Here is a 22,461-nt window from a genome sequence, read left to right on the forward strand (position 1 = left end):
CTATGTCCTCCTCGTACTTTCATAAGCCTCTGAACCTTGGTTCATCAGCTTATTCAGCCATTCCTTCAGCTCATGGGCTGCGGAATAATTGAGCTTCTGGTCTAATTCCATCAGCTGCTGTTTTACCTGATAGGTTTGCGAATCTGCGAGGTCGCGTTTTTTCGCGCCGCTCACGACAGACAGCACACCATCTTCTATTTTAACAAAACCGAGATCAAAAAACACCTTTGTCATGAAATTGATTGTGTCAATTGACCATCCTCTGTGTCTCGCAAGCTCTGAACCATGCTTGCCTAAGTTAAAAGTGCCCCTTTTCAAGAGAAATGCGTAAAACCACTTGAAGTCATTCCGCGATGGAAATGAGGACAGGAAATGTTCTTCATGATTAATAAAAACAAAATAAATCCGTTCCGGCTTCTTCCCGTCAAGCAAACGCTGGAGGCGGTCCGCTGATGGCGGCACATCCAGAAAAACGGCATACTTTCCGTCAAGCGGAAGAGCTTCTGCTTCGGATTCCGACGTGATCTCAGCCAGCTCACCCGAAAGCTCGGCACGGAGCTTTCGGGCGGTTTTTTCGTTAAAGCTGATGAGCACCCGTTTTTCCTTAGGCAGCGCAGTGACCGTATCTTCCCACATCCGCTTGCCCCTGATATCAAAAAGCTGCCATTCCGGCACCGCAGCATCTTTAATCATCAGCTGGGGTTTCTTTCTGTTGTTCCATTCATTAATAGACATCTCGCCGACAATGGAAATCGTTGATCCGGGAACAATCCCGGCTTCAAGCTCTCCTTTGTTAAAGCCGACGCAGTCGAGAGCGGCGGAATCATTTTTCACCGTCATTTTCACGTGATTTTTATTTGCTCCGATCAGGCGCACCTCATCAAGCACGGCGTTTTCCACCATCACATGAGGTTTAGGGTTTAGCATGCCGAACGGCGACAGCATATTCAATTCTGTAATGCTTTCAACGGTGATGTCTTCGACGCCGCAGACAAGATCAACCTCCTGAACGGGGATAAAATCCTCTTCGGTAAGGGTTTCTTCAGCCATTTGATTCAGCCGATCCCTTAAATCCGCCACATCTTCAGCCTTCAAAGTCATTCCTGCGGCCATCGGATGTCCGCCGAAATGAGGAAGAATGTCTCTGCACTGTGACAGGCTCGTAAAAAGGTTAAAGCCTCTGATGCTTCGCGCCGACCCTTTGGCGATTCCCTGCTCCTCATCCATCCCCAGCACAACAGCGGGCCGGTAAAAGCGTTCAGCCAGCTTCGATGCGACAATACCGACAACTCCCGGATTCCAGCCGGCTTTTGCCACGACAATGGCAGAAGGGTTTCCGCCTTGCTGCTGAACCATTTCAACAGCCTCTTCGGTCATGGTTTTCACCATTTTCTGCCGCTCTTTATTCAGCCGGTCAATATCCGAAGCCAGCTCCTCCGCTTCAAACTGGTCATCGGTCATCAACAGGTGCACCGCGGGATCAGCCTGTTCTATTCTTCCGACGGCATTCAGCCTCGGTGCGACCTGAAACCCGATCGTTTCCTCATCGGCTTGTCCGATATCTCCGCCGGAAAGCTTAATCAGAGCTTTGAGACCCGGCCGATTTGTCGTCCGAAGCCTTTCGATTCCAAGCGACGCTATTAATCTGTTTTCATCATGCAGCGGCACCAGATCAGCAACCGTACCGATCGCCGCCAAGTCCAGCATAGCTTCCGGCAAAGAACCCGTAAGCGCGTGGGCAAGCTTAAACGCCACACCGACGCCGGCCAATTCTTTAAACGGATAGCTGCAGCCCGGCTGCTTCGGGTGGATAATCGCAAATACGTCAGGAAGCTCGGGTCCCGGCTCATGGTGGTCGGTAATAATGACGTCTAAACCGAGCTCTTTTGCGACTTCGGCTTCATGAACGGCGGCGATACCCGTATCCACTGTAATGATGAGCGAAAATCCCCGCTCTTTTATGGAGCGGAAAGCTTGTTCATTCGGGCCGTAGCCTTCTGTGAAACGGTCGGGAATATAAAAGTCAACGTTCGCTGACAGCTGTCTGAGCGCCGTCAGCATCACTGACGTGCTTGTAACGCCGTCTGCATCGTAATCTCCGTAAATCATAATCGGTTCCCCGCGGGAAACCGCCAGCTTTATCCGATCAACTGCTTCCCGCATTCCCTTTAATTCATACGGGTCATAAAAGTCTGCATCCTTTGTATGTAAAAACAGCCTTGCACTTTCGGCAGTATCAAAACCTCTTTTTACAAGCAGCGATGCCACAAGAGGTGTTATGTCCAATTGTTCTGTGAGTGATTTGACCTTTTCCTTATCCGGCTGCTGGATTTCCCAGCGCATTTTTGACGCTAACATAAATTCACCCCTCAACCACCCTATTATACTAGAGCGGACTGAGGGGTTTCAAATGTTATTCTGATCCTTTTTTCTCTTCCAGCATTTCTTCCGGCGGAGCGGCTGGTTTTCTGACGTCCGGATCAGCCGGCAATTCAGCAGCGGATCTGTTTTCTTTCCGCAGCATTTTAATTTCACGCTTCAGCTTCATCACTTGAAATATACCGGCTGAAAACACGATCAGCGCCCCCATTAACACAGAGCCTAAAATGACTAAAATCAGCGGCCATTCAGCGGTTCCGAACAGATAATCAACCTCAACCGCCCGCACGTTAATGACAGCAAAAATGGCGACAATCAGAGTAAATAATAAAGCGAATATAATAGTCCATTGTTTATTCATGCGTCAGCCCCCAATTATTAATTCTTATCTTTTCCCTCATTTTCCTGCGGGTAAACCCCGGGCTCAGGACATCCGGGCCGTTAACTGCTCACGAACCAGCTTTTTCAATCCGCTTCTTTCCCCAGATAAGACGAGGGTGTCCCCTTCTTCAATCACGGTATCAAAGGCGGGAGTCAGCTGTTTTTGCCGGTTTTTCTTCACGATCGCAATTACCTGAACGCCGTATTGTTCCTTGATATCCAAATCTCCGATTGTGCGGCTGACAGCCGGCGCATGAGATTCGGCTTTAAACCACTCAATGACGAGGTCGTCAAGCGCAACTTCCACAGATTCCAGCGCTTTCGGTTTATACGTCATCCCCCCTAAAATAGCGGAGATCTGCCTCGCCTCTTCATCGTTAAATTCAACGGATGCCAAGCACTCGTCATGATCATCCTCATCGAAGTAATAGAGCTCTCTTCTGCCGTCATCATGAAGAATAATACTGATTTTATCGCGATTTTTCGTAATGACTTCGACTTTCTGGCCGATGCCCGGAAGCTCCGACTCACGAACGTTCATAAGAACCCTCCTACATGTTTTTACAGTGATGATTGATTATGTAAGCGTATGTCATTATAGCAAATGCAGGTTTTAAGTTCAATGCAGCTTGAAAAAACAGGCTGTCTTCTGCAAGACAGCCTGTTTCCCATTACTCTTCGATTGATTTTTTCGATTTAAATTCTTTTCCTTTCCATACAAGCCACATCTGTGCGGCGATGTAAAGAGAAGAATAAACACCCGTCAATAAACCTATCAATAAGGCGACGGAGAAGTTTGTAATTGACGATGACCCTAAAATGAGCAGCACGACGACAACAATCACTACGGTTAAGACCGTATTAATCGAGCGTGTAAAGGTTTGCTGCAAGCTCAGATTCACGATGTGTTCCAGATCGGCAAATGACTTCGGCTTGCGCTTTTTCATCTGCTCGCGTATCCGGTCAAATGTAACGATCGTATCATTTATCGAGTAACCGATAATGGTGAGCACAGCGGCGATAAAGGTGACGTCGACCTCCAGCCTTGTAATGCTGAAAAACGCGACGATAAAGAAAGCGTCATACAGCAGGGATACAATTGCGGCGACAGCCATTCTGTACTCAAAACGTATTGACACGTAAATAATGATGCCGATTGATGCAATTGCCACGGCATATAAGGCATTACGGGCCAGCTCTTTTCCGACTGTCGGCGATACCGTGCTGACATTCGGTTCAGCTCCGTATTTGTCCTTAAAGTACGTTTTGATTTCAGCGATCTTTTCTTTAGATGGCTCTCCGACAAACCGGGCCGCGGCGACATGGTTCTCTTTACCTGAGAGCACTACGTTTTCCGGGTCCATGCCGAGAGAGTCAAAGTCTTTTTCAACCTGCTGCGCCGTCAAGGCATGATTGCTCTGCACGTCAATCCGCGCGCCGCTTGCAAAATCGATTCCCAGGTTGAGTTTAAAGATCAGTAAGATGATAATTCCCGCAATAGTCACAGCACTTGAGAAAATAAAGAAGTATTTTCGTTTGCTCGTGAAATCCCATTTTTGGAACGCCGTATGCGGTTCAGTATTTTCATCTGTTTTCTGGATGTCCATAATATGTTTTTTCTTGACGCCGAACCAGCCTTTTTTCCGGTCAAGCCATCTGCTTTCCACAAGAAGGGAGAGCAGGAATCTTGAAAGGAAGACAGCTGTAATAAAGCTTGTCAGAATTGACAAAATCAGCATCGTCGCAAACCCTTTTACAGAGCTTGTCCCGAAAATAAAGAGCACGACCGCTGCGATGATCGTTGTGATATTCGCATCGAAAATCGTCGCAAATGACCGTCTGTTCCCTGAACGGAAAGCCGAGCGGACGGATTTTCCGAGTTTCAGCTCTTCTTTTATCCGTTCATAGGTGATGATATTGGCGTCAACCGCCATCCCTACACCCAAAATGAGGGCCGCGATACCCGGAAGTGTCAGCACCGCCTGCATCCAGTCAAACACTTGAAGCGTAATATACACATATACAGAAAGCGTGATAACCGCAATGAGACCCGGCAGTCTGTAATAAAGCAGCATAAATAAGAAAACAAGTGCAATCCCGATGATGCCGGCCTCTACCGTATCATGTAAAGCCTGCTGTCCGAATTGCGCCCCTACTGAAGTAGAGTATTTTTCGGTCAGTTTCACAGGCAGCGCGCCCGCGTTTAAAATATTGGCCAAGTCCTTTGCTTTTTGAACGGTGAACTGGCCTTCAATTGTGACATCCTTCGTATTTAATTCCTGGCTCACATTCGGAGCGGATACATATTTCGGATGTTTTTTGCCGACTTCTTTTTTAAATGAATCGCCTTTTTGATAATCAAGCCAGATGACGAGCTGATTATTAGGCGCCATTTTCTTGACTTTTTTCGTCACTTCTCCGAACTTGTCCGCATCCTTCAGCTTCACGCTGACAATCGGTTCGTTCGTCGTCGGATCGAAAGTTTGCTTCGCGCCGTTTTCAACGAGATCAGAGCCGTTTAAGAGCTCTTTATCATTCGTGTCCCTGAACGAGAGCTGCGCTTCCGTTGACAGAATTTCGCGCGCCCTGTTCTGATTCGTGACGCCCGCCAGCTGTACGCGGATGCGGTTGTTCCCTTCAATCTGAATGTTCGGCTCGCTTACGCCGAGAACGTTAGCCCGGCGGTTCAGCGCCTGCACCGTGCTGACAAGCACGTCTTTTGTGATTTTATCGCCTTTTTTGACGGGCTGCACATCGTACAGAACTTCAAACCCGCCGCGTAAATCCAATCCTAACGTAATATTTTTGGCAGCCGGCTTTGTAAAATACCCCAGCCCTGTGCCGATCAATAATACGATCAGGAAAAACGCAATCAAGCGTCCTTTTTTCATTATGTATTTCCTCCTTAAACCTATGCCGTCAAATCATTATCTCAGCAGTTCATCCAAAGCTTCCTGACCTTCATCGCTTTCCAGCCAATTAGACGACTTAAAAGCTTCGACGGTTGCATAGTTCATAAAATCGCCAATTTTAACTGATAAAATATCGCCGGCCAATTTATACAGCGGCAGTTCCGTTTTCTGTTTCCACTTTTTATGTATGAGGTATGACCATAAACTCTCATGTTCAACATCATCGTATCCGAGGATTTTGAACTCTTCAAGTTTACTGTACAAAAAAGGCCGCAAATGATCTTTATACATTTCGGCGGGATGTTTCTCCACTGGGCGCTCGCTCCTTTTTCCCTTTTTCTCGAAGACTTGTCATGCTCGGACGACATCGGCGCATATCCTTATTGTATATGATTCCAGGTAGTTTGAGAAGGCAGGGGTTGTAAAATGGCAAAACAGACTTTTTTAAGGGGCACTCTTATTCTCATCACAGCCGGGATGATTACAAGAATGCTCGGCTTTGTCAACCGGGTGGTCATCGCCCGGTTTATCGGTGAAGAAGGGGTCGGATTGTACATGATGGCTGCCCCGACATTTTTCTTGGCCACCACTTTGACCCAATTCGGCCTCCCTGTTGCCATCAGCAAGCTTGTCGCTGAAGCAAGCGCCCGGGGGGACCGGGAAAAAATGAAACATATTTTAGTGATGTCGCTTACCATCACCGGGATATTAAGTCTCATCTTTACGCCGCTGTTTTTATGCTTTGCGCCGATTATGGCCGAAACGATGCTGACTGATCAACGCACGGTTTACCCGCTTTTGGCGATTACGCCCGTCGTGCCGATTATCGCAATCTCCAGCGTGCTGCGCGGTTATTTTCAAGGCAGGCAGAATATGAACCCGCTGGCGTTTTCCCAAGTGCTTGAACAAATTGTGCGGATTTCACTTGTCGCGGTCTGCACGACGGTGTTTCTGCCGTACGGAATTGAATATGCCGCGGCCGGAGCCATGATTTCGTCTGTCATCGGGGAGCTCGCCTCTCTTATTTATTTATTCATTTGTTTCAAGGCCAAAAAAACAATCAGAATCAGAAAACAATTTTTCAAGTCGATTGCAAATGGAAAAGAAACCTTCCGCCAGCTGATGAGCGTGTCGCTTCCGACAACCGGAAGCCGCTTCATCGGAAACTTGTCTTGGTTTTTTGAACCTATTGTCGTCGCGCAGAGCCTTGCGATTGCAGGAGTGGCCACCGCTGCTGCCACCAGCCAGTACGGGGAGCTGACCGGTTTTGCCATGACGGTTTTGACGCTGCCCAGCTTTATAACCTATTCTCTGTCAACAGCGCTTGTTCCTGCGATCAGTGAAGGAATGGAGCAAAAAAAGCTGCAAGTTGTCGAATACCGTCTGGAACAGGCGATGAGGCTGTGTCTTTTAAGCGGGGGCATTTCAGTGGTTATTTTATTCTCTTTCGCTGATGAGCTGATGTCCGTCATGTACGGATCAACGAATGCAGCGGTATTTATTAAAGTGATGGCGCCGTTTTTTCTGCTTTATTATTTTCAGGGGCCCCTTCAAGCGGTGCTGCAGGCGCTTAATTTAGCCGGGGCCGCCATGATGAACAGTTTTATCGGCGCCGCTGTTAAAACAGGCCTTATTTTTGTGCTGGCGACCAGGCCTTCGCTCGGCATTATGGGCGCGGCATTGGCGATTGTGACGGGAATGGTCCTCGTCACCCTGCTGCATGCGGCCACTGTAAGCAAAGTGCTCCCGATCAGCATTAAAATAAAAGAATACGCGCTCTGCTTTGCCGTCATATTCATTTGCGGCTATGTGAGCCGCATTATAAAGCACGCCGTTCATTTTTCAGGGTCAGAGGCTGTTAATCTCACAGGATGGATTGCAATGACCGTGATACTGTACATTGTGCTTCTGCTGATATTCAGGCTGATTAAAAGGGAGGAGCTGATCCGGATTCCGGTCATCGGCCGGTTTGTGATGCGGTGAGTCCGGTTTAAGGCTCCCCTTTTTCATTTTTGATATCAATAAAAAAAGCCCCGTCTGTAAACGTGCAGAATGATATTTCCGAAAGATCGCGATATCCTCTTTTTGCTAAATTTTTTTCGAGCCAGTGTTTGTCTTTCCCGATTCTGTCTAAATGCTCGTTTTGAACGACTCCATCGACAATGAGCGGGGTTTCCAGCTGCTTATCCTTATTGTTTTTCTTTTTGACGATTGACAGTTTTCCTGATGACTCTAAAACGGCGTATGACACGTCAGAAATTCTTTCGATGTTATTTTCCCTCAGCTGCATCAGAAGGTCGTCAAAATTGTAGCGCTGTGATCTCATCGCCCGTTCGTCGATTTTTCCCTGTTTAATGATAGTGGTTGGCTTGCCGTCAAGCAGCTGCCGTATTTTTTGGCTTTTGAGCGAGACAAAAGCAAGGCTTACCTGAATAATCATTAAAATGACAATCGGCACAATGGTATGCAAAAGCTGATCCTCTACATTTTCAATTGCCAAAACCGCTATTTCAGCAATCATAATGGAAACGACAAAATCCAAAATGCTCAGCTCTCCGATTTCCCGCTTTCCCATCAGCCTGAAAATCACAAGAATGATGATGTAAAGCACTATTGTACGAAACGTAATAATGAAAATATCTCCCATATCGCACCTCCAACGGTCATAGCATTTGCCATCCGCTCTGTTTTATGTAAGAAATGAGCTGAACATGATGCTTTTACGTCTAATCCGAACATTCAGAGAATACATTTAGAAAAAGACAGGCTCCGGCTTGTCATATGTCAGGCCGCAGGGCGGGGAGGAGATAAAAATGGAAGAAACAAAACAAGTGGGAAAAGGCGTCTTGTACGGCTTAGTAGCTATCTTTGCAGTGATGCTGCTGACGAGTTTGGCGATTTCACTGTTACTGACGGTCACCTCAATGGAAGAGTCATCTTTCAGCTGGCTGATCACCGCGCTTTCTTTTCTATCTTTATTTGCGGGCGGTTTTATTTCCGGCGGCAAAGCGAAAGAAAAAGGCTGGATGATCGGAGCGTTAACCGCCGTTTGTTTCTCGTTAATCATCTTGCTGTTTCAATATTTAGGGTTCGGAAAAACGTTTACATCCGGGCAGCTTTTGTTTCACCTCGGCTTTTTGGGAGTCAGTATGCTGGGCGGGATTTTCGGAGTGAATTTGAAAGGAAGCAGATCAGCGTAATAAAAAAAAGAGCGGATTCTCCGCTCTTTTTTAGTATGTATGAGCTTCGCTGTTACTCAGCGGAAGCTTCTCTGATTGCGCGGCGGTCAAAAGTTAAACGGGTGTTATCACCTGTTTTAATGACGACCTTGCTCTCATCAATTGAATCAACAGTGCCGTGCAATCCTCCGATTGTCACCACTGAATCTCCTTTTTTCAGCTCTTCCTGCATCTGGCGTACAGCCTTCTGCTGCTTTTGTTGCGGACGGATGAGCAGGAAATAAAGCACTGCAAACATTAAAATAATAGGAACGATTGTACCTAAAGTACCCATCTGTTTCCCTCCTTTCAAAAATGGTTTTTATTTAGAAGCTTTTCGCATTTGGCTTATTATAGCCGTAACGCTCAAAGAACTCTTCTCGGAAATCACCAAGACGATCCTCCCGGATAGCTTGTCTGACCTGCTCCATTAAGTGTAACAGAAAATGAAGGTTATGGTAAGTTGTTAATCGAATTCCAAACGTTTCATTACAGCGGATCAAATGTCTGATGTAAGCGCGGGAGTAATTTTTGCATGTATGGCAGCTGCACTCTTCGTCAATCGGACGGAAATCGCGCTCATATTTGGCATTTTTCATATTCAGGCGCCCTTCACTCGTGAACACCGTGCCGTTTCGGGCAATCCGGGTCGGCAGCACGCAGTCAAACATATCAACGCCGCGGATGGCGCCGTCAATTAAGGCATCCGGTGAACCCACACCCATTAAATATCTCGGCTTGTCCTTCGGTAAAAGCGGAGTTGTAAACTCAAGCACTCTGTTCATGACGTGCTTCGGCTCGCCGACAGATAATCCGCCTATGGCATAGCCCGGAAAATCAAGCGAAACCAAGTCTTTGGCACTTTGTGTCCGCAAGTCTTCGTACTCTCCGCCCTGTACGATTCCGAACAGCCCCTGCTCATCAGAGCGTCCGTGCGCCTTCAGGCAGCGTTCGGCCCAGCGGCTGGTCCGTTCCACAGAGCGCTTCATGTAATCATACTCTGCCGGGTACGGAGGGCATTCATCAAACGCCATCATGATATCGGAACCGAGGGCGTTTTGAATTTCCATCGCTTTTTCCGGAGATAAAAACAGCTTGTCTCCGTTTAAGTGATTGCGGAAATGAACGCCTTCTTCTTCTATATTACAAAACTTACTTAATGAAAAGACCTGAAAACCGCCGGAATCCGTTAAAATCGCGCGGTCCCAGTTCATAAACTGATGAAGCCCGCCTGCTTCTTTTACGATGTCATGTCCCGGGCGGAGCCATAAATGGTACGTATTGCTTAAAATAATACCCGCATCCATAGATTTCAGCTCGTCCGGAGACATCGTCTTCACCGTAGCAAGCGTGCCGACCGGCATAAATACAGGCGTCTCAAAGGAGCCGTGGGGCGTATGAACTCTGCCCAGACGCGCTCCCGTTTGTTTGCATTCCTTTATAAATTCATAACGTATCGGTTGTTCAGCCATTTTGTATGAGGCCTCCTGTCATTCAAATTAGATAATCAGCATGGCGTCGCCAAAGCTGAAGAAACGATATTCCTCTTCTACCGCATGACGGTAGGCGGAAAGCACATGCTCTCTGCCGGCAAGCGCAGAAACAAGCATGATAAGCGAGGATTTCGGCAGATGAAAATTAGTGATCATGCCGTCAATCGCTTTAAATTCATATCCCGGATAAATGAAGATGGACGTCCAGCCGCTTGAAGCGGTGAATACGCCGTCATGCTCGCCGGCAATGGTTTCAAGGGTGCGCGTTGATGTCGTTCCGACCGACACGATGCGTCCGCCCGCCTTTCTGACCTCATTTAAAGAGGCGGCGGTTTCTTCCGTCATTTCATAAAATTCCGCATGCATGTTATGCTCTTCCACATCATCCGCACTGACTGGGCGGAAAGTGCCGAGCCCCACGTGAAGGGTGATAAATTCAATCCGCACGCCCTTTTGCTTCAGCTCGTCCAGGATCTCTTCCGTAAAATGAAGTCCGGCCGTCGGGGCGGCGGCAGAACCGATTTCTTTTGAAAAGACGGTCTGATACCGCTCTTTATCATCAAGCTGCTCTTTAATATAAGGAGGCAGCGGCATTTCACCGAGAGATTCAAGCACTTCATAAAAAATCCCGTCGTACCGGAATTTTATTTTTCGGCCGCCATGATCAAGCTCCTCCGTACAGACCGCTGTCAGCCGGCCGTCGCCAAATGTCAGAATCGTACCTTTTCTTACGCGTTTCGCCGGCTTTACGAGCGTTTCCCATGTATCGTTTTCTTCCTGTTTTAATAAAAGGAGCTCCACTTTCGCTCCCGTATCTTCTTTTGTGCCGAATAATCTGGCGGGCAGCACACGGGTATTGTTCAAAACGAGACAATCCCCTTCTTTAAAAAAGCTGACAATCTCTTTAAATGAACTGTCCGTCAGTCCGCCCGTCTGTTTGTCAAGCACCATCAGCCGCGATGCGTCACGCTCTTTCAGCGGCACTTGGGCAATGAGGCGTTCAGGCAGTTCAAAATCAAATAAATCGACTTTCATCATTTCACCTTTATTCTGTCTATTGTTATTTCATTCTGCCGAAAAAATTGAGCAGAATGGATAGTATCACACTGATCACAATACAAGTGACAACGGGAAAGAAAAATGTGACATTTCCCTTCTTAACGAAAATATCTCCGGGCAGCCTTCCGACAAAGTGCCAGACTGCGCCGACAATAAGCAAAACAGCACCGAGAACCATGAGAATCTTCGGAAATTCAGTCACAGGCGGGTGCCTCCAATCGAAAATGCTCATACACAGCCGGGGTCACGACCCGTCCTCTCGGCGTCCTTTGGAGAAATCCGATCTGAAGCAGATACGGTTCGTACACATCCTCTATTGTATGCGGTTCTTCACCGATTGTCGCGGAAATCGTATCAAGGCCGACGGGACCGCCGCTGAATTTTTCAATCATGCCCATCAGCAGCTTATGGTCAATATGGTCAAGGCCGAGTGCGTCGACTTGAAGACGTTCGAGCGCGTCGTGAGCGATTTCTTCCGTGATGCGGCTGTCACCTAGCACTTGGGCAAAATCTCTCACCCTTCTGAGAAGCCGGTTTGCAACCCGCGGCGTTCCCCTTGACCGTCTGGCGATTTCCAAAGCCGGGGCTTCTTCGATTTCAACTTCGAATACTTCAGCCGTTCTTGACACGATATCTGTCAGTTCTTCCTGCGTATAGTATTCAAGGCGGGACAGCACCCCGAACCGGTCTCTGAGCGGCGCGGTCAATAAGCCGACCCTGGTCGTCGCTCCTACCAGCGTAAAAGGCGGAAGGTCAAGGCGGACGGAGCGGGCGGACGGGCCTTTTCCAATAACGATATCAAGGCAGAAGTCCTCCATCGCCGGGTACAGCACTTCTTCGATTGACCGGTTCAGTCTGTGAATTTCGTCTATAAACAGCACATCCCCGGGTTCGAGCGCCGTCAGAATGGCTGCCAAGTCTCCCGGTCTTTCGATAGCGGGGCCTGACGTCGTCCGCATCTCCACACCCATCTCATTGGCCACGATAGACGCGAGCGTTGTTTTTCCGAGACCCGGAGGCCCGTATAAAAGAACGTGGTCAAGCGTTTCCTGCCTCATTTTCGCCGCATCGATAAACACGCGCAGATTTTCTTTTACCTTCTGCTGCCCGATGTACTGGGCGAGGTTCTGCGGCCTGAGGCTTTGCTCGATTATTGATTCATGGCTGTCTGCTTCACTTGAAACGAGCCGTTCATCCATGAACATCACCTTACTTTAATAATTTTTGCAATGCTTTTTTCACATATTGGTCTGTTGAAAGCGCCGTTTCCTCTTTTAAGTGAGGAAGCACTTTTTTAATTTCTTTTTCGGCGTAGCCGAGTACCCTGAGCGCTTCAAGCGCCTCATCAAGCGCCGTTTCAGCCTCTTGTTTTTCAATGCGCGCTTCATGATTGAACAGGTTGTCAATCATTTCAGGCACGACATCGGCCAGTTTGCCTTTCAAATCAAGAATAATCTGCCGTGCCGTTTTTTTGCCCACACCAGGAAATTTCACCAAAAAGGCTTCATCTTCCTGTTCGATCGCTTCGATGACGGCTCCCGGATCACCGGAACCGAGAATGGCGAGCGCCCCTTTCGGACCGATGCCGGTGACATTCAGCAGCTTTGTGAAAAGCGCTTTTTCTTCCCGGGTTGAAAAGCCATACAAAGAAAAGGCGTCTTCTTTTATATGATGATACGTAAAAATGGTCTCTTGATTGCTTACCTTATAAATAAACGGATTCGGAGTGAAGACCTGATAGCCGATCCCGCCGTTTTCAATCACGATGTATTGGGGCGATACGTAATCAATCGTCCCCTTCACGAATTCAATCACACCTATTCACCTCTTTGACTGCTTATCATTGTAACACAAAAACAGCCAAAGTCTTATAGAAAAGTTAACGTATGTTCGCTTTGACACTTTTCATTCAGAAAAAAAAGACATGTGTAACATGTCTTGCGTCAAAGTCAGCCGCTGTAAGTCTTAATATGATCGATCACGCTCTCAAACTCCGCTTTTGTCCTGTACGGTATACCGTGTTCCAAGTGCTTTTGCAATCGGCTTTCCAGCCGCTCTAAATCAATCTGAAAGAAAGACTGGATCGGTTCCGCCAGCGATCCGGGACGGCCGTGAAAAGTGGAAATGACGCCCCCGTCTGTGACACCGATATAACCGTTTACTTTACTGAGCGGAGAAATATCATCAACATGCTTACGGAAAAGGACGAAGCCTTTTTTTTGCTCAACGAGCGTCCAGCCGGCATATGCGGCCCAAAAGTCCTCCATCGCCAAAACGGTTTCATCCGTATGCTCAATGCCGACATCACCATCCAGATAGACCTTCTCCAGCTGGACATGCACCCGAAGCGGCCCGTAATGCTCAACCTCTGCCCCGTATGCGGCGTTTCCTCCGCAAATCAGGACTGCTGCTGATAAGATAAGCATAAACAAAAGACGCACACCGCAAATTCGTTTCACCAATAACACCTCTTTATTCAATCAAACTCTTGATGCTAGTTTGACCAAAGATGCCGGTGCTTAATCGTTTTCTTTCTATTGTCCGTTTCAGCCGAAAAAAACAGCCCTCCAAACGGAAGGCTGCCCCGATGATTAAGCCCGGCTGGCTGAAATCAGTTTCATTTGTCCGGGCGTCAGTTTGAGGCGGTATCCTCTTACAGTCAGATACACAGTTTTTGTCCCGCTGCTATTGTCATGCTCTGTTTTTTTCATCCCGGCCCCTCCGTTACGTTTTATATTGCTTTTATGATAACAGCGCAATATAAAGAGCGTTTTAAAAATATGTAAAGAAATGATGAAAAAATACTGCCGGATGGAATCATCCGGGCAGTCTAAGTCTAACGGCTGTTTTTGTTCATGTCTTGAAGCTTTGTAAAAGTCGCGTTATCGGTAAACACTTGAATTGTGCGGCCGTCCGCGAATTTTTTGGCTGCATGCTTGACATGTTTATCATCATTTTTTGTAAATGGATGATTTGTTCTGACAGCAATGACGACTCTCGTGTCAGTCACGATGACCTGACTGTCCTGTACGCCTTTTACTTTCTTCACGCGGTTTGCAATTTTTGCCGCCATTCTGATGTTTTCGGCATTGTCATACCCATTATAAGACATCGCGGCCGGCGGCGTATTGACGTTGCGGCCGTTGTATGTGCCGTCCGTTGTTAACGGAACCCCGTTATTCGGCGTATTTTGGTAAGACACGTTTGTCGTATTTCGGCGGCCGTTTCGGTTTTCCATCATTTCAGAAACAGGTCCTTGATGGTCCATGCCGTACTGGCGTCTGCCGTTATCATTATCATTTGATTGTAGCGTCCGTCATTCATGGCATTATTTGCTCCGCATGCCGTTAAGCTTGCCGTCACGGCTAAAACGCCTGCGATCGTCATCAATTTTTTGCCCAATGGAAAAACCCCCCGTGGATTCATCGCTGTGTGAGCGTTTTTTCGCTCATGTTTAGGATGTGCGGCCGACGGCGGGTTTAAGCTTGTCAGTTATGACCATTCCACATTTGGACATAAAAAAGGGAACGACATACATCGTTCCGAAACATCAATCTTCTTCTTCCTCCGGCCGTCCGAATACTTGATTTGGACTCGGCTGATTAGGCGAGACATTGGGATTTGCTCCGCCGTAAGGCATAAAATATCCGGCATTTGCCCCCACATTCGGATATGGCTGCACAGGCATATTTGCATAATGATGATGAGACCCGTGGTGATGATGGTGATGATGTGAATTATCATGACAGCCGCAATCATCATCCTTATATTTTCCATCGTGATGAGGCGCGTTTGCGTGATGTGACGGATATCCGCCGTAATACGGCATGTGAGCGTACGAAGCACCTCCGAAACCGCCATAATGCTCTGCGTTTTCATGAGCCTGGTTTTCAAATTCACCATAACCGCCAAATCCCGGGTGGAATCCGTACGAATATGGCATCGGCATTACCGGAAAGCCTCCAAAACCGCCGAAACCTCCGCCTACCGGGAAGAACGGGTGGCATAATCCCGAACCCGGCAGCATCGGCGTCACCGGAACCGGACAAGGACAAGGCATGCACGGCATCGGGTAATGCATAAACGGTTCAACGGCCGGCATATTCGGAAACGGGACATTCGGAATGTTTGGCATATTCGGCAGATGATAAGCGGCGTTTTCTTCTTCCATCTTTCCGACTTCAGGCGCCTTTGGCATATTCGGGTAATTCGCGTTTTCCATGTTGATCATTGCCTCCTGTTGTGGAATGTTATTGTCATACTCCTTCTCTTTCGGCTCGACAAAATGTGTCACCGGTTCCTCCGGCTTAGGAGGCGACCACGGCTGAAACAGCTGATTGGACGGATAATGTTGATTCATATCAGCTTCCGGCAGCACATTTTCATGTTTTTCAGGGATCGGCGGCACATACGGAATTGACGGCTTTGGTTCTTCCGCTATGGTGTCTTCGATGTCCACAACTGATTTCGGTTTTTCTTTAGCATATGGATGCTCATGCTTATGCGCAGACGTTCCGAAGTTTGCCTTTGGCTCTTTTCTGACCGGAACGGCTTCTGAAGGCACCTTTATCTTCATTCCAGGCATAATTAAGTCTGGATTGCTAAGCTGATTATTCAATTTTTTTAATTCTTCAAAATCAACTCCGTATTTTTCAGCTATTTTCCAGAGCGAATCGCCTTTTTGAACGATATGAATTTTCAACGTTTTCCCCTCCTATGCACAAAACGTGAACGGTACATTTGTCATTACAATACGTTTCTTCACACTATATGCAGGCGAGCTGGGCATGATGATAAAAAATTTGGAAAGGAGGGGAGTTTTTTATTTTTACGTATGGCTCAGCATTCTGTTCAAAGCACGAAGCGCTTCTGTCCGAACCGCTTTTGGCACCTTAATGACACCTTTCGGCTCGCCTTTTTCAAGCTGCTCAAGCGACCACAATAAATGCGGAAGGTCGATTCTGTTCATTGTCAGACACGGACACATATCCGGATTCAGTGATTCAATCTGTTTATCCGGATGCGAGTGAATGAGGCGCTGAACAAGATTCATTTCCGTGCCGATTGCCCACTTGCTTCCCGGTTTAGCCTGTTCAATCGTATCAATAATGTATTTGGTAGATCCGCTGTCGTCACTGAGCGAGACCACTTCCCGCGAACATTCCGGATGAACGATAATGCGGATGTCAGAATCCCGCTGCCGCAGCTGAGAGATATTTTCCGCTGTAAACTTTTCATGTACGGAGCAATGTCCTTTCCAAAGGATGACCTTAATGCTTTCCGGGTGATCAGTAAGCAATCGGTTTTGCGCCGGGTCCCATACAGCCATTTCTGTCAGCAGAATGCCGAGGTCATAAGCTGTATTTCTGCCTAAATGCTGATCCGGCAAAAATAAAATTCTTTCTTTTTGTTTAAAAGCCCATTTCAGCACGCTCCGGGCATTCGAAGAGGTGACGGTCGCCCCGCCGTGCCGTCCGACGAACGCTTTAATTTCCGCCGTCGAGTTAACATATGTTAACGGAATGATGGTGTTACCGTACAGCTCTTGAAGCTCTTGCCATGCTTTGTCCGTCTGCTGTATATCTGCCATATCAGCCATCGAGCATCCGGCGCGCATGTCGGGCAAAATCACGGTTTGGTTATCATCGGTCAGCATATCAGCCGTTTCCGCCATAAAATGCACGCCGCAAAACACAATGTATTCCGCATCTTTATTTTTTTCGGCCACTTGGGCAAGCTGCAGGGAGTCACCAGCCGTATCGGCGAATTGTATGACTTCATCTTTTTGATAGTGATGTCCCGGAATGAACAGGCGCTTTCCGAAAGACCGTTTAATTTCGGCGACCCGCTTCTCCATTTCACGGATACTCATGTTTTTATAATGGCTCGGCATCATTTCATCTGATGCAGTTAACACGTCAAAAATAGACATTATGAAAAATCCCCCTGTTCTGTCGCGACATCCATGCTGATATCGGCGCTTTTTACTGAATGAGTCAGAAATCCCAGTGAAATATAGTGTACGCCTGTTCCTCTATAACCAGGCAATGTGTCCAGCGTTATGCCGCCGGATGCTTCCGTTTTGATATGGCCCGGTGTCATGCCTGCAAAACGCCGGACGGTCTCTGGCGGGCAGTTGTCAAACATAATAATGTCTGCGCCTGCATCTATTGCCTCCAGCAGCTGTTGTTCGGTTTCGATTTCGACTTCTGCCGCAAGCATCTGCCCCGCCGCTTTTCGCGCCCGCTCCATCGCCGCTTTTATCGATCCGCAAGCGGCAATATGATTATCTTTAATCATGATGCCGTCATATAAGCCGAAGCGATGATTACAGCCGCCTCCGATTCGGACCGCGTATTTTTCCAGCATTCTGAGTCCGGGTGTCGTTTTTCTCGTATCGCAAAGCTTAATGGACGGATCATCAAGACGCCTTTTGGCCTCATCCGTCATTGTCGCAATGCCTGACATTCTTTGGATAAGATTCAGAATGACCCGTTCTCCCGTTAGAAGAGCTGCCGCCGGGCCTTCCATTTCAGCGAGCACGTCTTCTTTTTTCATCCGCTCTCCGTCTTTTTTCAGGGAACGGATGCGGATGTCATTGTGTAAAAGCCCAAATCCTTCACGGATAACGGTTTCCCCGGCAAACACGCCGTCCGTTTTTGCGATGATCTTCGCCTTACAATGCTCATCAGAAAAAATCGCTTGTGACGTCACATCACCCGTTCCGATATCTTCCTGAAAAAAACGTGTCAGCATTTGTTTCAGCTGCAGAATGTCCATATTTCCCCAATCCCTTCGTTTTTTCTGATAACTGTTCCTGATGTTGAATGAATGATTTGTTTTCCGTGCCACTTTTTCTCTGCCCAGGGAAAATCAGCGCGATAATGAGCGCCTCTGCTTTCTTCCCGGATAAGAGCAGAGGACACGACGAGTTGTGCAGTCTGGCATAAGCAGGATAGCTCGGCTTGTTCTATTGTGATATCCTTCACATTTATATGATGCACAGATACTTTGTTCAGCCAGGATGCCAGCGCCTGCATGTTTTCTTTCTCCCTGATGATGCCGGCTCCGTTTGTCATTTTGGCTTGGAGCATGTGAAGCGTCGTATCCGGCACTTGTAAGATGACGTCAGATTTCTTCGAAGCTTTTTGATATCGGCCATTTAATGGCGTTTTCGTGATATGTTCAGCACATCTTTGTCCGCTTGCCAGCGCTTCCAGAAGTGAGTTGCTCGCCAGGCGGTTTGCCCCGTGCAAGCCTGTACAGGCGGTCTCGCCAATGGCATAAAGATCAGGCACAGACGTTTTTCCCCATGTATCGGCTCTTACTCCGCCCATTAAAAAATGCATTCCCGGAGCTACGGGAATCCCGCTTTCAAAATCAACACCCGCTGATTTACAAATGCCTGATATGGTCGGAAAGCGTTTGTTAAAGTCAGATATGCGGCTGCAATTCATAAAAACGGGGTTTTCTTTCATTATTTCTTCAAAAATCGCCCGTGACACGACATCCCGCGGCGCCAAATCTTCAAGTGCGTGTCTGCCCGCCATGATCCTGCGGCCGGAGCGATCCGTTAAATATCCGCCTTCTCCCCTCACTGCTTCAGAAATCAGCCCGTACGCAGTCCCGCTTTTCACAAGGAGGGTCGGGTGAAATTGGGTGAACTCCATATCTGTGATCTCGGCTCCCGCACGAAAGGCAAGAGTGATGCCGTCGCCCGTTATGGAGGAATCATTTGTGTGATACTGATACAGACTGCCGCAGCCGCCTGATGCCAGCACTACACAATCTGCTCTTCTGTAAGAAACTGAACCTGAAGCATCCTTTACGGCAACGCCTGCGCACCGTCCGTGTTCAATCAAAAGATCAACCGCCGTTTCGTGTTCAATGATCCGGATTCCGTCCCTCAGCTGCTGAAGCAGAAACCCGACCAAAATCCGCCCGGTTGCGTCTCCCCCGGCGTGAAGAATCCTTCTTTTGGAATGAGCGCCTTCCCTGCCGAGACAAAACGTTCCGTCTGATTTCATATCAAATGGAAATTGATCTTCTATCAGCCTGTTTATCATACTTTGTCCGCTTTGCAGCAAATGCCGCACGGCTGTCACGTCATTGTGCCCGCATCCCGCATACAGTGTATCGTTTACATGGGATTCAATGGAGTCATCTGTTGCGTATGAAACGGCAATCCCGCCTTGAGCATAATGCGAATTGCTGTTCGTTACGTTTCTTTTCGTAATGACGGTCACTTGGTATGACGGAGGAAATGAAGAAGCACAGGCGAGGGCCGCCGTCCCCGAACCAATGATGATAATTGTTTTTTCAGACATACATCACCCTCCTGTTTTATTTACACCTGTCTTGACACCTATATTTACACAACGATAAAATAAACTCAAGCTTTTTTTAACAGAAACGGATAGGAGACGGCCTGTATGATTTATCTTGATTACGCGGCGGGAACGCCATTAAGCAAAGAAGCCGCTGAAGTCTTTCAGCAGCTCAGTACAGAGGTATACGGAAATGCAAGCAGCCTTCATGACGCCGGGGGAAGAGCGGCGGATGTGCTGGAATATTGCAGACAGTCTGCAGGAAGATTGATCGGCGGTGCGGCAGACGGCATTTATTTTACAAGCGGCGGCACGGAAGCGAACATTCTGGCCGTCCAATCATTGCTGCATGGTCTCCCCGCAGGCAAAAAACATTTTATTACGACCGCAATGGAGCACCATTCGATCCATAATGCCGCGGCGTTTTTAGCTGATCAGGGCATTGACGTCACTGTCATTTATCCCGACAAAAACGGCCTTATAACCGAGGACATTCTTGCGGCTCATGTGCGTCCTGACACGGGGCTCGTTTCCATACAGCACGCCAATTCAGAAACCGGCCTCATCCAGCCTGTGGAACGTCTGGCCGCTTTTCTCCATCAGAGAAACATTTTTCTTCATTGCGATTGTGTTCAAAGTTTCGGCAAACTGCCGATTGATGCGGATCAGGCGGGAATCGACGCCCTTTCCGTCTCCGGCCATAAAGTATACGGCCCGAAAGGCACCGGGGCTGTTTACATTCGGCCCGGCATCAGCTGGAAGCCGGTTTATCCGCATACCGTGCATGAAAACGGGTTCAGGCCCGGTACGGTGAATGTGCCGGCTATCGGCGCTTTTACCGCGGCTGCGGAGTATGCGGTGAAACACATGGAGAAACACCGTGAGCACGCTGACAGGCTGAGGAATTATTTTTATGAACAAATTCGGCTGCAGGGCCTTCCCATTTCATTTTCGGAGGAAGAAACCGGCGGTGAATGCCTGCCCCACATCATCGGGTGTTTTTTTCACTCCTTTGAAGGACAATATGTTATGTTAGAATGTAATCGTAACGATATTTGCATCTCAACCGGGAGCGCATGTTCCGCAGGCAGTCAAGGCCCTTCTTCAGCTATGAAGGCGCTGAGGAAAACCGAACGGGAAGCGCGGCAGTTTTTCCGGATCTCATTCGGAAATGAAACAACATGTGAACAGCTTGATATGCTGATACATACATTAACGGCGCTATGGGAGCAAAAGAAAGGAGAATCAGCAATTTGACAGAAGGAACGAAGCTCACGGGGGCGAAAAGACGCGACATGCTGCTTCTTTGGCTGAAAGAAGCCGGCTCACCATTAACAGGGGGCGAATTGGCCAAAAAAGCAAATGTCTCAAGACAGGTGATCGTGCAGGACATATCACTCTTGAAAGCAAAAAACGAGCCGATTATCGCAACAAGCCAAGGCTATTTATACATCAGCATGAACGCCGGCAGCGAAAATCATGTTGAACGGATTGTTGCCTGTCTGCATGGCCCGGAGCGAACGGAAGAAGAGCTTGAACTCATTGTCGATGAAGGTGTCACCATAAAGGACGTCATCATTGAACACCCCGTATACGGCGATTTAACCGCCGCCATAAGAGTGAGCACACGGAAAGAAGTCAAACAATTCATGAACCACATTAACTCGACAAATGCCGCGTACCTTTCACAACTGACCGAAGGCGTGCATCTCCATACGTTAAGCGCACCGACAAAAGAGCGGATTGACCAAGCATGCCAAGCGCTGGATGAGGCAGGGATATTAATAAAAGATTAAAAAAAAGCCCTCTGAAAGGGCTTTTTTTATATGGAATAGGATTGATATGTTCCCAGAAGCTTGACCCGGCAGCCGAGGGCTTCCATCTCTTGAACGGCACCGGGAATCAGCACCTGATCCATCGCCTGTTCAATATCAATAATAAAGAAATAGTTGCCGAGACCCGTTTTTGTCGGGCGCGATTCGATCTTTGATAAATTAAGGTTTCTCCATGAAAAAGCGGACAGCACCCTGTGCAGCGCGCCTGATTGGTCATCTTGGGGAAGCGTCACCATCATCGTCGTTTTCGGCCGTGAAGACAGTTTCGCACTCACTTCAAATGATACGTCTTTTTCAGGTGAAAGAATGACAAATCTCGTGTGGTTATCCTGATAATCCTGAATGTCCCGCCTCACGATGCTCAATCCGTATGTAGCGGCCGCCATTTCATTTGCAATCACGCCGATCGGAAGTTCCGGGTGCTCACTCACATACTTAGCAGCCGCACCGGTTGACTTCGCATACTCATAAGGAACGGCCGAAAAATGCCGGTGAAGAAATTTGTGGCATTGCGCAATCGCATGTGAATGAGAATAAATTTTCTCAAGCTGTTTCCACTCATTTTCTTTCGAAGGGTGAACGAGCAGGTGCTGGTGGATCGGCAGCGTCATTTCCCCCACGATCGCAAGGGGCTGCTCATGAATTAAGTAGTCAATCGTTAAGTTAACAGAGCCCTCCAGCGCGTTTTCCAAGGGAACAAACGCAAGATCAACTTCTCCCGCGACCGCCGCATCCATGCATGCCGGTATTGTATGATAAGGTGCTTGTGTCACGCTGTTTTGAAAGCAGGAACTGACTGCTAGATGTGTAAATGTGGCTTCTGGCCCTAAATAACCGACTTTCATGTTTCTCTTCTC

General features: G+C 47.9%; 23 protein-coding genes and 1 pseudogene. 4 read left to right on the forward strand and 20 right to left on the reverse strand.

The genetic code is table 11. The annotated features are described in order from the left end of the window. From recJ to BAMF_RS33490, 5 genes are all read right to left on the reverse strand, one after another. Complete coding sequence (gene recJ, locus BAMF_RS33470; protein WP_013353032.1) at window positions 1-2,358, reverse strand: single-stranded-DNA-specific exonuclease RecJ; 2,358 nt, start codon at window positions 2,356-2,358, stop codon at window positions 1-3. 55 nt (window positions 2,359-2,413) lie between these two features. Beyond that, the gene (locus tag BAMF_RS33475; protein ID WP_013353033.1) at window positions 2,414-2,740 is read right to left on the reverse strand and encodes a LapA family protein; all 327 of its coding nucleotides are present in this window, start codon (window positions 2,738-2,740) and stop codon (window positions 2,414-2,416) included. Between the two features lie 63 nt (window positions 2,741-2,803). Next, entirely contained in the window at window positions 2,804-3,301 is a 498-nt protein-coding gene (locus tag BAMF_RS33480) for a cation:proton antiporter regulatory subunit (RefSeq protein WP_013353034.1), read from the reverse strand. Window positions 3,302-3,431: 130 nt separating this feature from the next. After that, complete coding sequence (secDF, locus tag BAMF_RS33485; protein WP_013353035.1) at window positions 3,432-5,651, reverse strand: protein translocase subunit SecDF; 2,220 nt, start codon at window positions 5,649-5,651, stop codon at window positions 3,432-3,434. Between the two features lie 36 nt (window positions 5,652-5,687). Then, on the reverse strand, window positions 5,688-5,984 hold the full coding sequence (locus BAMF_RS33490) for a post-transcriptional regulator (RefSeq protein WP_013353036.1): 297 nt from the start codon (window positions 5,982-5,984) through the stop codon (window positions 5,688-5,690). A 114-nt stretch (window positions 5,985-6,098) separates the two neighbouring features. On the opposite strand from BAMF_RS33490, the gene spoVB reads away from it, so the two are divergent. Then, window positions 6,099-7,655, forward strand: a complete 1,557-nt coding sequence (spoVB, locus tag BAMF_RS33495; protein ID WP_013353037.1) for a stage V sporulation protein B — start codon at window positions 6,099-6,101, stop codon at window positions 7,653-7,655. 7 nt (window positions 7,656-7,662) lie between these two features. Here the strand turns inward: spoVB and BAMF_RS33500 are convergent, their stop codons facing one another. Then, on the reverse strand, window positions 7,663-8,319 hold the full coding sequence (locus BAMF_RS33500) for a DUF421 domain-containing protein (RefSeq protein WP_013353038.1): 657 nt from the start codon (window positions 8,317-8,319) through the stop codon (window positions 7,663-7,665). Between the two features lie 166 nt (window positions 8,320-8,485). Between BAMF_RS33500 and BAMF_RS33505 the strand changes: the two genes are divergently transcribed. Then, entirely contained in the window at window positions 8,486-8,872 is a 387-nt protein-coding gene (locus BAMF_RS33505; RefSeq protein WP_013353039.1) for a TIGR04086 family membrane protein, read from the forward strand. 52 nt (window positions 8,873-8,924) lie between these two features. On the opposite strand, the gene yajC is transcribed toward BAMF_RS33505, so the two are convergent. The 13 genes and pseudogenes from yajC to nadB all read right to left on the reverse strand — a co-directional run bounded on the left by yajC (window position 8,925) and on the right by nadB (window position 19,769). After that, a complete protein-coding gene (yajC, locus tag BAMF_RS33510; protein ID WP_003152695.1) occupies window positions 8,925-9,185 on the reverse strand; it encodes a preprotein translocase subunit YajC in 261 nt (86 codons plus the stop codon). Between the two features lie 31 nt (window positions 9,186-9,216). Further along, on the reverse strand, window positions 9,217-10,362 hold the full coding sequence (gene tgt, locus BAMF_RS33515; RefSeq protein ID WP_013353040.1) for a tRNA guanosine(34) transglycosylase Tgt: 1,146 nt from the start codon (window positions 10,360-10,362) through the stop codon (window positions 9,217-9,219). 27 nt (window positions 10,363-10,389) lie between these two features. Continuing rightward, entirely contained in the window at window positions 10,390-11,418 is a 1,029-nt protein-coding gene (queA, locus tag BAMF_RS33520) for a tRNA preQ1(34) S-adenosylmethionine ribosyltransferase-isomerase QueA (RefSeq protein WP_013353041.1), read from the reverse strand. Between the two features lie 25 nt (window positions 11,419-11,443). After that, on the reverse strand, window positions 11,444-11,644 hold the full coding sequence (locus tag BAMF_RS33525) for a DUF2905 domain-containing protein (RefSeq protein ID WP_013353042.1): 201 nt from the start codon (window positions 11,642-11,644) through the stop codon (window positions 11,444-11,446). After that, window positions 11,637-12,641: a Holliday junction branch migration DNA helicase RuvB gene (gene ruvB / locus BAMF_RS33530; RefSeq protein ID WP_013353043.1), complete on the reverse strand. Its 1,005-nt coding sequence runs from the start codon at window positions 12,639-12,641 to the stop codon at window positions 11,637-11,639. Before ruvB ends, BAMF_RS33525 begins: the two co-directional genes overlap by 8 nt. Window positions 12,642-12,651: 10 nt before the next feature. Next, window positions 12,652-13,257, reverse strand: coding sequence for a Holliday junction branch migration protein RuvA (gene ruvA / locus BAMF_RS33535; RefSeq protein WP_003152683.1), 606 nt, complete (start codon window positions 13,255-13,257; stop codon window positions 12,652-12,654). 134 nt (window positions 13,258-13,391) lie between these two features. Then, entirely contained in the window at window positions 13,392-13,868 is a 477-nt protein-coding gene (locus BAMF_RS33540) for an intercompartmental signaling factor BofC (protein ID WP_038463270.1), read from the reverse strand. 165 nt (window positions 13,869-14,033) lie between these two features. Beyond that, a complete protein-coding gene (locus BAMF_RS42275) occupies window positions 14,034-14,153 on the reverse strand; it encodes a hypothetical protein (protein ID WP_014470775.1) in 120 nt (39 codons plus the stop codon). Window positions 14,154-14,278: 125 nt separating this feature from the next. After that, a pseudogene (locus BAMF_RS33545) lies at window positions 14,279-14,844 on the reverse strand (YhcN/YlaJ family sporulation lipoprotein). A gap of 148 nt (window positions 14,845-14,992) precedes the next feature. Beyond that, the gene (safA, locus tag BAMF_RS33550; protein WP_013353047.1) at window positions 14,993-16,144 is read right to left on the reverse strand and encodes a spore coat assembly protein SafA; all 1,152 of its coding nucleotides are present in this window, start codon (window positions 16,142-16,144) and stop codon (window positions 14,993-14,995) included. Between the two features lie 126 nt (window positions 16,145-16,270). After that, entirely contained in the window at window positions 16,271-17,374 is a 1,104-nt protein-coding gene (nadA, locus tag BAMF_RS33555) for a quinolinate synthase NadA (protein WP_013353048.1), read from the reverse strand. Continuing rightward, entirely contained in the window at window positions 17,374-18,222 is an 849-nt protein-coding gene (gene nadC, locus BAMF_RS33560) for a carboxylating nicotinate-nucleotide diphosphorylase (RefSeq protein ID WP_013353049.1), read from the reverse strand. Before nadC ends, nadA begins: the two co-directional genes overlap by 1 nt. Continuing rightward, window positions 18,204-19,769 carry an L-aspartate oxidase gene (gene nadB, locus BAMF_RS33565; protein WP_013353050.1) on the reverse strand — a complete coding sequence of 522 codons (1,566 nt, stop codon included), beginning with the start codon at window positions 19,767-19,769 and terminating at the stop codon, window positions 18,204-18,206. Before nadB ends, nadC begins: the two co-directional genes overlap by 19 nt. 105 nt (window positions 19,770-19,874) lie before the next feature. Here nadB and BAMF_RS33570 point away from each other — a divergent pair, with 105 nt between their 5' ends. Next, on the forward strand, window positions 19,875-21,026 hold the full coding sequence (locus BAMF_RS33570; RefSeq protein ID WP_013353051.1) for an IscS subfamily cysteine desulfurase: 1,152 nt from the start codon (window positions 19,875-19,877) through the stop codon (window positions 21,024-21,026). Further along, the gene (locus BAMF_RS33575; RefSeq protein ID WP_013353052.1) at window positions 21,023-21,565 is read left to right on the forward strand and encodes a transcription repressor NadR; all 543 of its coding nucleotides are present in this window, start codon (window positions 21,023-21,025) and stop codon (window positions 21,563-21,565) included. Before BAMF_RS33570 ends, BAMF_RS33575 begins: the two co-directional genes overlap by 4 nt. 26 nt (window positions 21,566-21,591) lie before the next feature. On the opposite strand, the gene pheA is transcribed toward BAMF_RS33575, so the two are convergent. Beyond that, the gene (pheA, locus tag BAMF_RS33580) at window positions 21,592-22,449 is read right to left on the reverse strand and encodes a prephenate dehydratase (RefSeq protein ID WP_013353053.1); all 858 of its coding nucleotides are present in this window, start codon (window positions 22,447-22,449) and stop codon (window positions 21,592-21,594) included. Window positions 22,450-22,461: the final 12 nt, after the last annotated feature.

The organism is Bacillus amyloliquefaciens DSM 7 = ATCC 23350 (assembly GCF_000196735.1).
Lineage (GTDB): Bacteria > Bacillota > Bacilli > Bacillales > Bacillaceae > Bacillus > Bacillus amyloliquefaciens.

Excerpts from the sequence above, each read along its gene's own strand:
- BAMF_RS33570 (WP_013353051.1), top strand. The coding sequence starts at position 19,875 with ATGATTTATCTTGATTACGCGGCGGGAACGCCATTAAGCAAAGAAGCC.
- nadC (WP_013353049.1), bottom strand. The coding sequence starts at position 18,222 with ATGGACATTCTGCAGCTGAAACAAATGCTGACACGTTTTTTTCAGGAA.
- nadA (WP_013353048.1), bottom strand. The coding sequence starts at position 17,374 with ATGTCTATTTTTGACGTGTTAACTGCATCAGATGAAATGATGCCGAGC.
- yajC (WP_003152695.1), bottom strand. The coding sequence starts at position 9,185 with ATGGGTACTTTAGGTACAATCGTTCCTATTATTTTAATGTTTGCAGTG.
- ruvB (WP_013353043.1), bottom strand. The coding sequence starts at position 12,641 with ATGGATGAACGGCTCGTTTCAAGTGAAGCAGACAGCCATGAATCAATA.
- BAMF_RS33505 (WP_013353039.1), top strand. The coding sequence starts at position 8,486 with ATGGAAGAAACAAAACAAGTGGGAAAAGGCGTCTTGTACGGCTTAGTA.
- BAMF_RS42275 (WP_014470775.1), bottom strand. The coding sequence starts at position 14,153 with ATGAAAAAAACAGAGCATGACAATAGCAGCGGGACAAAAACTGTGTAT.
- tgt (WP_013353040.1), bottom strand. The coding sequence starts at position 10,362 with ATGGCTGAACAACCGATACGTTATGAATTTATAAAGGAATGCAAACAA.
- spoVB (WP_013353037.1), top strand. The coding sequence starts at position 6,099 with ATGGCAAAACAGACTTTTTTAAGGGGCACTCTTATTCTCATCACAGCC.
- BAMF_RS33475 (WP_013353033.1), bottom strand. The coding sequence starts at position 2,740 with ATGAATAAACAATGGACTATTATATTCGCTTTATTATTTACTCTGATT.
- pheA (WP_013353053.1), bottom strand. The coding sequence starts at position 22,449 with ATGAAAGTCGGTTATTTAGGGCCAGAAGCCACATTTACACATCTAGCA.
- BAMF_RS33480 (WP_013353034.1), bottom strand. The coding sequence starts at position 3,301 with ATGAACGTTCGTGAGTCGGAGCTTCCGGGCATCGGCCAGAAAGTCGAA.
- recJ (WP_013353032.1), bottom strand. The coding sequence starts at position 2,358 with ATGTTAGCGTCAAAAATGCGCTGGGAAATCCAGCAGCCGGATAAGGAA.
- queA (WP_013353041.1), bottom strand. The coding sequence starts at position 11,418 with ATGAAAGTCGATTTATTTGATTTTGAACTGCCTGAACGCCTCATTGCC.
- BAMF_RS33500 (WP_013353038.1), bottom strand. The coding sequence starts at position 8,319 with ATGGGAGATATTTTCATTATTACGTTTCGTACAATAGTGCTTTACATC.
- secDF (WP_013353035.1), bottom strand. The coding sequence starts at position 5,651 with ATGAAAAAAGGACGCTTGATTGCGTTTTTCCTGATCGTATTATTGATC.
- nadB (WP_013353050.1), bottom strand. The coding sequence starts at position 19,769 with ATGTCTGAAAAAACAATTATCATCATTGGTTCGGGGACGGCGGCCCTC.
- BAMF_RS33540 (WP_038463270.1), bottom strand. The coding sequence starts at position 13,868 with ATGCTTATCTTATCAGCAGCAGTCCTGATTTGCGGAGGAAACGCCGCA.